The organism is Kitasatospora humi, from assembly GCF_020907985.1.
Classification (GTDB): domain Bacteria; phylum Actinomycetota; class Actinomycetes; order Streptomycetales; family Streptomycetaceae; genus Kitasatospora; species Kitasatospora humi.
Genome location: NZ_JAJJPA010000005.1, coordinates 114,911 through 126,982, shown reverse-complemented (window position 1 = coordinate 126,982; position 12,072 = coordinate 114,911). Strand labels below are relative to the sequence as shown.

6 protein-coding genes are annotated in these 12,072 nt (G+C 72.6%); 3 read left to right on the top strand and 3 right to left on the bottom strand.

Features of this window, described 5'->3' with window-relative positions:
• Positions 1–62 precede the first annotated feature (62 nt).
• Both LN042_RS07505 and LN042_RS07500 read right to left on the bottom strand, forming a co-directional pair.
• Positions 63–1,283, bottom strand: a complete 1,221-nt coding sequence (locus tag LN042_RS07505; protein WP_230049690.1) for a L,D-transpeptidase — start codon at positions 1,281–1,283, stop codon at positions 63–65.
• 146 nt (positions 1,284–1,429) lie between these two features.
• Positions 1,430–2,680 carry a L,D-transpeptidase gene (locus tag LN042_RS07500; RefSeq protein ID WP_230049687.1) on the bottom strand — a complete coding sequence of 417 codons (1,251 nt, stop codon included), beginning with the start codon at positions 2,678–2,680 and terminating at the stop codon, positions 1,430–1,432.
• Between the two features lie 246 nt (positions 2,681–2,926).
• Between LN042_RS07500 and glgX the strand changes: the two genes are divergently transcribed.
• Genes glgX through LN042_RS07485 form a run of 3 tightly spaced genes read left to right on the top strand, consistent with a single transcriptional unit; the run spans position 2,927 to position 8,719 of the window.
• Entirely contained in the window at positions 2,927–5,074 is a 2,148-nt protein-coding gene (glgX, locus tag LN042_RS07495; RefSeq protein WP_230049686.1) for a glycogen debranching protein GlgX, read from the top strand.
• Positions 5,075–5,123: 49 nt separating this feature from the next.
• Positions 5,124–6,917 carry an ABC transporter ATP-binding protein gene (locus tag LN042_RS07490; RefSeq protein ID WP_230049684.1) on the top strand — a complete coding sequence of 598 codons (1,794 nt, stop codon included), beginning with the start codon at positions 5,124–5,126 and terminating at the stop codon, positions 6,915–6,917.
• Entirely contained in the window at positions 6,917–8,719 is a 1,803-nt protein-coding gene (locus LN042_RS07485) for an ABC transporter ATP-binding protein (RefSeq protein WP_230049682.1), read from the top strand. The genes LN042_RS07490 and LN042_RS07485 overlap by 1 nt, the downstream gene beginning before the upstream one ends.
• Before the next feature lie 106 nt (positions 8,720–8,825).
• Here LN042_RS07485 and glgP read toward each other — a convergent pair whose 3' ends face one another.
• Positions 8,826–11,450, bottom strand: coding sequence for an alpha-glucan family phosphorylase (gene glgP / locus LN042_RS07480; protein WP_230049680.1), 2,625 nt, complete (start codon positions 11,448–11,450; stop codon positions 8,826–8,828).
• Between the last annotated feature and the right edge of the window lie 622 nt (positions 11,451–12,072).

Genomic DNA, 12,072 nt, shown 5'->3' with positions numbered 1-12,072 from the left:
GTACGGACAATGACCAAAGGATCACTATTCAGCTGGCATATGACGGCAACAAGCCGGGCGGCCTACCAGGCGCTCCAATCCATGTTCCAGCCGCTCAGGCCGTTGTCCGGGGCCACCGTGGCGCCCTTGGAGTTGACGACCTTCACGACATCTCCCACCAGTGAGGAGTTGTAGAACTTCGCGGCGGGGGTGTTCGGGCCGCCCTGGTTGCCGGGGGCGTCCTCCAGGCCGATGCAGCCGTGGCTGACGTTCGCCGAGCCGAAGGTGTCGTGCGGGGACCAGTTGTTGCCGTGCACATAGGTGCCGGAGTCGGTCAGGCGCGCGGAGTGCGGCACCAGCAGGTCGTACTCGCCGGGCTTGAGGCCGGGCACCGAGGCGGAGGTCATGTGGGCGGTGCCCTCCTTGGCCTCGATCACCATGGTGCCGTTGTAGGTGGGGTGCGCGTCGGAACCGGAGCTGATCGGGATGGTCTGGTCGGCCTGGCCGTCGGTCTGCACGGTCATGGTGTGCTTGGCGGCGTCCACCGTGGATATCTGCGAGCGGCCGATGGTGAAGGACTCGTCGCGGTCCGAGTTGCCGTAGACGCCCGGGGAGACCTCGACGTTCTTCAGCCGGAAGTGGATCTTGACGGTGGTGCCGGGCTTCCAGAAGTTCTGCGGACGCAGGTCGAGGCGCTGGTTGCCCATCCAGTGGCCCTTGACCTGCTGGCCGTCGGAGGTCTCGAAGGTGATCCCGGCCTCGGCCGCCTTCTGGTTCTTGATCGGCATGCCGAAGTCGACCGAGACGATCATGCCCACGCCGTAGGTGGACCCGGTGACCACGTTGTCCTGGCTGCGCGAGGTCTTCGACGGGGTGAGCGTGGTGAACGAGCTGGAGGCCGTGGTGGCGACGCCCTTGTCGTCGGTGGCCGAGGCCTTGACCTGGTAGGAGTCGGCAACCGAGAGCGCGGCGGCCGGCACCCAGCTGGTGCCGTCCGCGGAGATGCTGCCCTGCACCGCGGCGCCGCTCTTGTCCGTCACCGTGACCTGGGTCAGCTTGCCATGGGCAACCCCGACCTTGAGGGCGGTGGGCGCGGCGCCCTGGGTGCCGTCCTTGGGCTCGACGTCCAGCACCGCGCTGGACGCGGTCGGCGAGGCGGGGGCCGCCGCACCACCCTTGCCGCCGGCGCCCGGCGCGCCGGGCGCCGGGGTGCCACTGGCCTTGGGGCTGCTACTGCCGCAGGCGGTGGCCAGCAGCAGGGTGCCGCCGACCGCCAGTGCCGCGCCCACACGTATCGAACGCATTCCACAACTCCCCATCAATCGGTCCCCGATTCCTACACGCGCCAGACCACCGCCCGGTTCCCGGGAGGGGCTCCGGCCCCGGAATACCCTGCGGCCCGCACCGCTGAACGGGGTGGTACGGGCCGCGGGTCACCTGGCGCGCCGGACTACCAGCTGCTCCACGGCATCGTCCAGCCGCTCAGGCCGTTGCTGCCGCTCACCGTCTTGCCCTTGGAGTTCTTGATGATCACCACGTCGCCGATCAGCGACGAGTTGTAGAACTTGCCGGCCGCCGAGTTGTCGTCGCCGCCCTTGGCGTCCTGCAGTCCCACGCAGCCGTGGCTGGCGTTGGAGACCCCGAAGGCGCTGCTCCAGTAGTTGCCGTGCACATAGGTGCCGGAGTCGGTCAGCCGCATCGCGTGCGGCACGTCCGGCACGTCGTACTCGGCACCGACCACGTTGGCGACGGTGGCCGAGTTCATCCGGGTGACCCGGTCCTTCTCCTCGATCGTCATGGTGCCGTTCCACGACGGGTTCTGGTCGTTGCCCGCGGTGATCGGGATGGTCTGCGTCACCTGGCCGTCCCGGCTGACGGTCATCTTGTCGGTGGCGGCGTCGACCGTGGAGATCTGCGAGCGGCCGATGGTGAACGCCTCGTCGCTGTCCTTGGGGCCGTAGACGCCGCTCGCCACCTCGGTGCCGGCCAGCCGGAAGTGGATCTTCACATTGGTGCCCGGCGCCCAGTACTGCTCGGGCCGGAAGTCCAGCCGCCGGGAGCCGAACCAGTGGCCCTTCACCTGGGTGCCGTCCGAGGCCTCGAAGGTGATGCCCTTGAGCACGTCGTCCTTGTCGGTGACGTCCTTGCTGAAGTTCACCGAGACGATCATGCCGACGCCGTAGGTGGTGCCGGTGATCACGTTGTCGTTCACCGCGACGGTCCTGGCGGGGGTGAGCGTGGTGAAGCTGCTGTCCACCGCGGACTGCAGGCCGGCCGCGTCCACCGCCTGGGCGTTGACCTTGTAGAGCATGCCGACCGCCAGCGGACCGGACGGCTCCCAGGAGGAGCCGTCGGCCGCGACCGCGCCCGCCACCTTGTTGCCGTCCTTGTCGGTCAGCGTGACCTGGGTCAGCTTGCCGTCGGCCACCGAGACCTTGACCGCGCCGCTGGGCGCCACGTCGTCGGTCCCGTCCTTGGGGCTGACGCTCAGCACCGCCGCCGAGAGCTTGGGCGACGCCGCCGACGACGCCGCCGGCCCGCCGGAACTCCCGCCGGAGCCACCGGCGTTGGAGGAGTCCGGTCCGCAGGCGGTGGCCAGCACCAGCACCCCGCCCGCCAGCAGCGCGGCGGCCGTCCGCCGGTACCCGGCCCTGACCTGGCTGCTCCCTGTCGCGGCGGCTGCCGCCTGCACCGGCTCCACTCGGGGGCCCCTCCCGTTTCCTGATCCCTGGGCCGCGCCTCGGGTCCGGGCGCGGGCGAGCGCCAGGATAACTGGGCTGGATGAGTGAATCCCCGGCCGGACGGAACTGCCCGCGGCCGGCGGACCACCGACCGGGAAGCGGCCGGTCCCCTGCGTGTCAGCCGGATTCCCGCTGGTGCACGAGGGAACGATTCCACTCGGCGGACATCTGCCCGTAACAGTACCCCGGTTCGGAAGGGCACGGTCATGACGGCATCTCAGGAGGCGTCGCGCCCGGCGCCGGCGCACCTGCCCCCCGCCGCTCCCTGGCCGGGCAGCTGGCAGCCGCTCGGCGCCCGCTACCAGCCCGGCACCGACGGCGGCGGCACCAACTTCGCGCTCTGGGCGCCCGGCGCCGAGGCGGTCGAACTCTGCCTGTTCGACGACGACGGCGCCGAGGCCCGGCACCCGCTGCCCGAGCAGACCTTCCAGACCTGGCACGGCTACCTGCCCGGAGTCGTCCCCGGCACCCGCTACGGCTACCGGGTGCACGGCCGCTGGGACCCGTGGACCGGCGCCCGCTGGAACCCGGCCAAGCTGCTGCTCGACCCGTACGCCAGAGCGGTCGACGGGGTCTTCACCGGCCACCCCGCCTGCTGCGGCTCGGTGCGCGACTGGCCAGAGCCGCAGGCCGCCGACACGGTGCGCGACAACCGCGACTCGGCGCCGCACACCGCCCGCTCGGTGGTGGTGCACGACGATGACGACTGGTCGGACGACCGCCGTCCCAAGACCCCGTGGGCCGAGACCGTCATCTACGAGCTGCACGTGGCCGGCTTCACCCGCCGCCACCCCGGGGTTCCACCCGAACTGCGCGGCAGCTACGCCGGGTTGGCCCATCCGGCGGCGATCGAGCACCTGGTCTCGCTGGGCGTGACCGCGGTCGAGCTGCTGCCGGTGCACCAGTTCGCCGACGAGGAGTTCCTGCGCGGGCGCGGCCTGGCCAACTACTGGGGCTACAACTCGATCGCCTGGTTCGCGCCGCACGGCGGCTACTCGTCCTCCGGCACCCGCGGCCAGCAGGTCGGCGAGTTCAAGCGGATGGTGCGGGCGCTGCACGCGGCCGGCATCGAGGTGATCCTCGACGTGGTCTACAACCACACCGCGGAGGGCGGCGAGCAGGGCCCGACGCTGTCGCTGCGCGGGATCGACAACGCCGGCTACTACCGGCTGGGCCGCGGCCGCCGCGGCTACACCGACTACACCGGCTGCGGCAACACCCTGGACACCCGGCAGCCGCAGACCGTGCGCCTGATCACCGACTCACTGCGCTACTGGGCCGCCGAGATGGGCGTGGACGGCTTCCGGTTCGACCTGGCCGCCGCCCTGGCCCGGGGCAGCGACGGGGTGGACATGCACCACCCGCTGCTCGCCGCGATCTCCCAGGACCCGCTGCTCAGCCGGGTCAAGCTGATCGCCGAACCGTGGGACGTCGGCCCGGGCGGCTACCAGGTCGGCAACTTCCCGCCGCTGTGGGCCGAATGGAACGACAAGTACCGCGACACCATCCGGGACTTCTGGCGCGGCGCCCGGGCGGACGTCGCCGAGCTCGGCTACCGGCTCTCCGGCTCGTCCGACCTCTACCAGCTCGGCGGCCGGCGCCCCTACGCCTCGGTCAACTACGTCACCGCGCACGACGGCTTCACCCTGCGCGACCTGGTCTCCTACAACACCAAGCACAACCAGGCCAACGGCGAGGACAACCGGGACGGCACCGATGACAACCGCTCCTGGAACTGCGGCGCCGAGGGCGAGACCGACGACCCGGCCGTGATCGAGCTGCGCGACCGCCAACTGCGCAACCTGCTGGCCACCCTGCTGCTCTCCACCGGGGTGCCGATGCTCACCGCGGGCGACGAGATGGGCCGCACCCAGGGCGGCAACAACAACGCCTACTGCCAGGACAACGAGCTCAGTTGGGTGGACTGGAGCCTGCTGGACGAACCGCGCTGGCGTTCCCTGCGGGAGCTGACCGCCCGGCTGATCCGGCTGCGCCGCCGGCACCCGGTGCTGCGCCAGCGGGCCTTCTTCTCCGGCCTGGCCCCGCTGCCCGGCCAGCTGCCCGACCTGACCTGGTACACCGCCCGCGGCAATGAGATGACGCCGGCCGACTGGTCCGCCCCGACCGCCGTGCTCGGCATGCTGCTGAACGGCGGCGCGATGTCCGAACGGGACCGGCACGGCTGCCCGTTGACCGACGACAGCTTCCTGCTGCTGCTGAACGGCGGCGCCCGGCCGGTGGAGTTCACGCTGCCGCCGCGCGGGCCGTTCGAACTGCTCCTGGACACCGCCGGAGCCGCCGGCGGACCGCTGGCGCCCCGTTCGCTGCGGCTGCTCCGGTTGCCGGGGACGTGACCGGAAAACCTGGTGAGAAACGGTAGGGGTGCGGCCTACCCTCCGAAGGATGGCAGAGAACCCCACTCCCTCGCCGCAGCCGCCCGGCCCCGAACCCACCAGGTCCACGGTGCGCTCGCTGCTCAGGCTCCGGACCTACGCGTACCCGATCCGCTGGTACCTGGCCGGAGCGGTGCTGGCCGCCCTGCTCGCCTCCGGCGCGGTGCTGGTCACCCCGCTGGTGCTCGGGCGGATCGTGGACGGCCCGATCGCCCACCGCGACACGGGCGCGCTCTGGCCGCTGATCGGGCTGCTGCTGACCCTGGGACTGGCCGAGGCCGGCCTGTTCGGCCTGCGCCGGATCCTGGTGGCCCGGCCGCTCTCCCGGGTGGAGGCGGCGATGCGCGGCGACCTGTACGCCAAGCTGCAGCGGCTGCCGGTGGCGTTCCACGACCGCTGGGCGTCGGGGCAGTTGCTCTCCCGGGCCACCTCGGACATGTACACCCTGCGGCTCTTCCTGGCCTTCGGGTTCATCTTCCTCATCGTCAACTCGCTGACTTTCGCGGTCGGTTCGGCCGTCATGCTGGTCCTGGACTGGCGGCTCGGACTGATCGTGCTGGCGCCCACGGTGCCGCTGATGCTGTTCTGCACCCGGTTCGAGGGCAAGTACTCGCTGGCCGCCCGCACCGCCCAGGACCAGAACGGCGACCTGGCCACCGTGCTGGAGGAGTCGGTGCTGGGCATCCGGATCCTCAAGTCGTTCGGCCGGCACCGCACCATGGCCCGGCAGTTCGCCCAGCGCGCCGATCGGCTGCGCGACACCGAGCTGCGCAAGACCCGGCTGCTGGCGGACCTGTGGGCGGTGATCGTGCTGCTGCCCGAGCTGGCCCTCGGCTCCTCGCTGGCGGTCGGCGCGGTGCTGGTCGCGCACGACGAGCTGAGCACCGGCACCCTGGTCGCCTTCCTCTCCACCGCGCTGGCGCTGCGCTGGCCGGTGGAGTCGATGGGCTGGCTGCTGGCATACAGCAACGAGGCCGGCACCGCCACCGACCGGCTCTTCGAGGTGCTGGACGCGCCCGAGCCCGCGTCGACCCACGGCACCGCCGGCCCCGCCACCGGCGACGGCATCCGGTTCAGCGACGTGCGGTTCCGCTACCCGGACGCCCCCGACGGCAGCCCCGACCTGCTGCGCGGCGTCGACCTGCACATCCGGCGCGGCGAGACCATGGCCCTGGTCGGCGCCACCGGCAGCGGCAAGACCACCCTGACCGCCCTGCTGCCCCGGCTCTACGAGGCCACCGCCGGCACGATCACGGTGGACGGACGGGACGTCGCCGGGCTGGAACCGGCCGAGTTGCGCTCGTTGGTCGCGGTGGCCTTCGAGGACCCCACCCTGTTCTCCGCGACCGTCCGGGAGAACGTCCTGATGGGCGCCCCGGACGCCACCGACGCGGCGCTGGAGAAGGCGCTGGCCGTGGCGCAGGCCGACTTCGTCGCCGACCTGCCCGACGGCGTCGACACCGAGGTCGGCGAGCAGGGCCTGAGCCTGTCCGGCGGTCAGCGGCAGCGGCTGGCGCTGGCCCGGGCCGTGGTCGGCAACCCTCCGTTCCTGGTGCTCGACGACCCGCTGTCCGCGCTGGACGTGCGCACCGAGGCGCTGGTGGAGGCCGCGCTGCGCGAGGTGCTGGCCGACAGCACCGCCCTGGTGGTGGCGCACCGGCCGAGCACCGTGCTGCTGGCCGACCGGGTCGCGGTGCTGGCCGACGGCCGGATCCTGGACGTCGGCACCCACCCCGAGCTACTGGCGCGGTGCCCCGAGTACCGCGCGCTGATGAGCGGTGCGCTGGAAGGGAGCGTGGCCTGATGGCGGTGCTGGAAGCCCCCGCCCTGACCGGTGACGAGGAGATCCCGGTCCCGCCCGGCGCCCCGGCGCGGCTGCTGCGCTCCCTGCTGGGCCCGCAGCGCCGCCGGGTGGTGCTGGCCGCGGTGCTGATCCTGGTGCAGCAGGCCGCGCTGCAGTCCGGGCCGCTGCTGGTCGCGTACGCCATCGACCAGGGCATCCCGGCGCTGCGCCGGCACGACTCCGGCCCGCTGGTCGCGATCATCGCCGGCTACCTGGGCTGCGCGCTGCTGAGCACCGTGCTGCAGCGCGCCTTCATCCGGCTCACCGGACTGATCAACCAGGACATCCTGCTGGAGCTGCGCACCCGGATCTTCCGCCACGCCCAGGCGCTGGGCCTGGACTTCCACGAGCGCTACACCTCCGGGCGGATCATCTCCCGGGCGACCAGCGATGTGGACGCCCTGCGCGAGCTGCTCAACGAGGGCCTCCAGGAGCTGCTCTCGGTGGCCATCTCGGTCTGCTACATCGGGGTGCTGCTGCTGGTGATGGACTGGCGGCTGGGACTGCTGGCACTGGCCTCGGTGGTGCCGATGTGGCTGCTGGTGCGGATGTTCCGCCGGCGCAGCGCCCGGGTCTACCGGACCGGACGGACCGCGGTCGCCTCGGTGATCGTGCGCTTCACCGAGACCATGAACGGCATCCGACCGGTGCAGGCGTTCCGCCGCGAGGAGGCCAACCTGGCCGCCTTCACCGAGTCCAACCAGGCGTACACCCGGTCCAACGCCGGCGGCCTGCTGGAGATGGCCCGCTACGTCGGCTCCTCCCGGGCCACCGCCAACCTGTGGATCACCGCGGTGGTGCTGGTCGGCGCCTACCTGGTGACCGACCGCAGCCTGGAGATCGGCGTCCTCACCGGCTTCGTGCTCTACCTGCGCCGGCTCTACGACCCGATCGACCAGCTGGCGATGTTCCTGAACAGCTACCAGGCGGCGGTCGCGGCCCTGGAGAAGATCTCCGGCCTGCTGGCCCACGAACCCTCGGTGGCCCCGCCCGCCACCCCGCGGCAACTGCCGCCCGGCACCGGCAAGGGCCGCGCGGTGGTCTTCGAGCGGGTCTCGTTCGGCTACCGGGACGGCACCGAGGTGCTGCCGGTCTTCGACCTGACCCTGGCGTCCGGCAGCACCACCGCGGTGGTCGGCGCCACCGGGGCCGGCAAGTCCACCCTGGCCAAGCTGCTGGCCCGGTTCTACGACCCGTCGGGCGGTCGGATCACCCTGGACGGCGTGGACCTGCGCGACCTCGCCACCGAGGAGCTGCGCCGCGGCGTGGTGATGGTGACCCAGGAGTCCTTCCTGTTCTCCGGCACGGTCGCCGAGAACATCGCGATCGGCCGCCCCGACGCCACCCGCGCCGAGATCGAAAGGGCCGCCCGGGAGATCGGCGCCCACGACTTCATCACCGCCCTGCCCGACGGCTACGACACCGACGTCCGCAAGCGCGGCGGCCGGATCTCCGCCGGCCAGCGCCAACTCGTCGCCTTCGCCCGCGCGCTGCTCGCCGACCCCGCCGTGCTGATCCTCGACGAGGCCACCAGCTCCCTCGACATCCCCGGCGAACAGGCCGTCCAGCACGCCATGCGCACCGTCCTCGCCGGCCGCACCGCCGTGATCATCGCCCACCGCCTCTCCACCGTGGAGATCGCCGACCGGGTCCTGGTCATGGACCACGGCGAGATCGTCGAAGACGGCACCCCCGCCGCCCTGATCGCCGGCACCGGCCGCTTCGCGACCCTGCACTCCGCCTGGCGCGAGAGCCTGGTGTAGCAGGCGGGCGCAGAGCGCATGCTCAGAATGCCCTCAAATGACTCGTGCAACGGTGCGCGGGAAGTCGACCCACCCGACTTCCCGCGCACCAGCTTCGTGGGCCCTGTTAGCGCAGCACCCCCGCGTCCATGCCGGCCGACTCCACCGGCAGGGCCACCAAGCCCAGTTCGGCCGGGGAGGCGAGCAGGGGGTGGCTGGGGAGGACGCGGACGGTGTAGCCGAAGGGGCCGGTGCGGTTGAGTTCCAGGGTGCCCTCGTAGCGCTGGCAGCCGGTCAGGTCGGGGCCTCCGGCCGGCTTGAGGGTGCCCAGTTCGACCTCGCCGAGGCGGTCCTGTTCGTCGACGGTGCCGGAGACCACCTGCACCTCGACGTCCTCGGCGGTCAGGGTGCCCAGGGTCACCTGGACCTTCAGGGCCACCGAGGTGCCGAGCTCGGCGGCCTCGGCGCCCGCCGCGTCCACCGGGCCGACCGCGATCTGGGGCCAGGCCTGGCGGACCCGGGCCTTCCAGTCGGCCAGCTGCCGGGCACCCGGCCCGTCCAGCAGGCGCTGGGCCTGCGCCGCCGGGGCGTAGAGCCGCTCCACGTACTCGCGGACCATCCGGCCGGCCGGCACCTTGGGGCCCAGGGTGGCGAGGGTGTGCCGGACCATGGCGATCCAGCGGTGCGGCAGCCCGTCCGGCCCGCGCTCGTAGTAGCGGGCCGCCACCTGGTGCTCGATCAGGTCGTAGAGCGCGGCCGCCTCGATGTCGTCGCGCTGGTCCTCGCCGATCCCCGCGGCGTCGGCGGTGGGGATCGCCCAGCCGTTGCGCCCGTCGTACCACTCGTCCCACCAGCCGTCCAGCACGGAGAGGTTGAGGCAGCCGTTGAGCGCCGCCTTCATCCCCGAGGTGCCGCAGGCCTCCAGCGGGCGCAGCGGGTTGTTCAGCCAGACGTCGCAGCCGGGGTAGAGGCGGGTGGCCATCGCCATGTCGTAGTCGGGCAGGAAGACGATCCGGTGCCGCACCGCAGGGTCGTCGGCGAACGCCACCAGCTGCTGGATCAGCCGCTTGCCGCCGTCGTCGGCCGGGTGCGCCTTGCCGGCCACCACGATCTGCACCGGGCGGCTCGGGTGCAGCAGCAGCGAACGCAGCCGCTCCTGGTCCCGGAGCATCAGGGTGAGCCGCTTGTAGGACGGCACCCGGCGGGCGAAGCCGATGGTGAGCACCTCCGGGTCCAGCACCGTGCCGGTCCAGCCCAGCTCGGCGTCGCCGGCGCCGCGGGCCCGCCAGGAGTCGCGCAGCCGCCGCCGGGCCTCCTCCACCAGTTGGGCCCGCAGCCTGCCCCGGACCTCCCAGATGTCGCCGTCGCCGATCTGCTCCACGGCGCTCCACGGCCCGGCCTCGCCGACCGCCATCGCCGCCTCGGCCTGGTCGGCGCCGATCCGGGCGGCCCCGAGGCGGACCACCGCCGGATCCATCCAGGTGGGCGCGTGCACCCCGTTGGTGACCGAGGTGATCGGCACCTCGGCGGGGTCGAAGCCCGGCCAGAGCGCGCCGAACATGCCGCGGCTGACCGCGCCGTGCAGGGTGGACACGCCGTTCGCCCGCTGGGCCAGCCGCAGGCCCATGGCGGCCATGTTGAACAGCTTGGGGTCGCCGCCCGGCCAGTCCTCCAGGCCGAGCGCCAGCACCCGCTCCACCGGCACCCCGCGCAGCGCCGCGTCGCCGCTGAAGTGACGGGCCACCAGCTCGGCCTCGAAGCGGTCGATGCCGGCGGGCACCGGGGTGTGGGTGGTGAACAGGGTGCCGGCCCGCACCGCCTCCAGCGCGGCACCGAAGTCGTAGCCGCGGTCGTCGGCCACCAGCTCGCGGATCCGTTCGATGCCCAGGAATCCGGCGTGGCCCTCGTTGGTGTGGAAGACCTCGGGCGCGGGGTGCCCGGTGATCCGGCAGAACGCCCGCACCGCGCGCACCCCGCCGATGCCCAGCAGCATCTCCTGGAGCAGCCGGTGCTCGCTGCCGCCGCCGTACAGCCGGTCGGTGACGTCCCGTTCGCCGGCCGCGTTGGCCGCCACGTCGGAGTCGAGCAGCAGCAGCGGGACCCGCCCGACCTGGGCGCGCCAGATCTGCGCGGCGAGCCGCCGGCCGGCGGGCAGCGCCAGCTCGACGCCGGCCGGGGTGCCGTCGGCCTCGCGCAGCAGGGTGACGGCCAGCTCCTCGGGGTCGAGCACCGGGTAGCGCTCCTGCTGCCAGCCGTCCCGGCTGAGCGACTGGCGGAAGTAGCCGTGCCGGTAGAACAGCCCGACCCCGATCAGCGGCACGCCGAGGTCGCTGGCGGCCTTGAGGTGGTCGCCGGCCAGGATGCCCAGGCCCCCGGAGTACTGCGGCAGTGCGGCGGCGATGCCGTACTCGGGCGAGAAGTAGGCGACGGCGGCCGGCAGCCCTTCGCCGCCCGGGGCCGACTGGTACCAGCGCGGCGCGCTCAGGTAGTCGGCCAGGTCGTCGGTGAGGTCGCCGAGCCGGCGCAGGAAGCGGCGGTCGCCGGCCAGCGCGGCGAGTCGGCGCGCCGGCACCTCGCCGAGCAGCCGGACCGGATCCTCGCCGACGGCCTCCCAGACCCCCGGATCGACCGCGCGGAACAGCTCCCGGGTCTCCGGATGCCAGGACCAGCGCAGGTTGAGCGCGAGCTCGTGCAACGGCTGGAGCTGCTCGGGCAGGACGGTGCGGACGGTGAATCTGCGAATGGCCTTCACGGCTCGAAGCGTAAACCGCCGAGGCGGGCTGATGTGGTGTCAACTCCCGTAGCTGCTACCCATTCGGGCGATCGATGAGGTCACGTCCGGCGCAGTCGAAGCGCCTGGGGGCGCACACGGCGCACTCGACCGGCAAGGCGCACGCTGGGCGCGGATTTCCGCCACCCAGGGGTTGAGGCGATTGGCCGAACTGCTCCCCCGCACCACCACGCTGGCCCCGTACCGAGTGGTAAGAGCTACGAACAGTGCGAGGATGGGCACAGGCCGCGCTCGCAGGGTCGGCATGGGTGGCGATTCCCTTGCGGCTCGGCCGGTCCTCTGCGTTTCCGAAGCCCTCCCTGATCGTCCGTTAGCCCACTCGGCTCACCGGAGCACTCCCTGGTGGGTCGTCGCGTGTCCTCACCCCCGCCCCGGTCGTTTCCGCGGGTGGGTCGGAATCGCCCTACCGGGCGTGCCACGAGGCCGCGCGCCGGGACGTGCGCCGTCTCACCGTCCCGGGCGCCGTGGGCGCCGCCCGGCAGCACCCGCAGCCGGCGGCCGTACCCGCGGACACGGCGGTCCGGGCAGGCTCCGGTCGCTCCTCAGTCCCCCACCCAGAAGTCCTCCGGCACCCCCGGCGCTC

What these genes read in the sequence shown, in the direction of transcription:
- LN042_RS07505 (WP_230049690.1), bottom strand. Translation starts at nt 1,283, where the DNA reads ATGCGTTCGATACGTGTGGGCGCGGCACTGGCGGTCGGCGGCACCCTG.
- glgX (WP_230049686.1), top strand. Translation starts at nt 2,927, where the DNA reads ATGACGGCATCTCAGGAGGCGTCGCGCCCGGCGCCGGCGCACCTGCCC.
- LN042_RS07490 (WP_230049684.1), top strand. Translation starts at nt 5,124, where the DNA reads ATGGCAGAGAACCCCACTCCCTCGCCGCAGCCGCCCGGCCCCGAACCC.
- LN042_RS07485 (WP_230049682.1), top strand. Translation starts at nt 6,917, where the DNA reads ATGGCGGTGCTGGAAGCCCCCGCCCTGACCGGTGACGAGGAGATCCCG.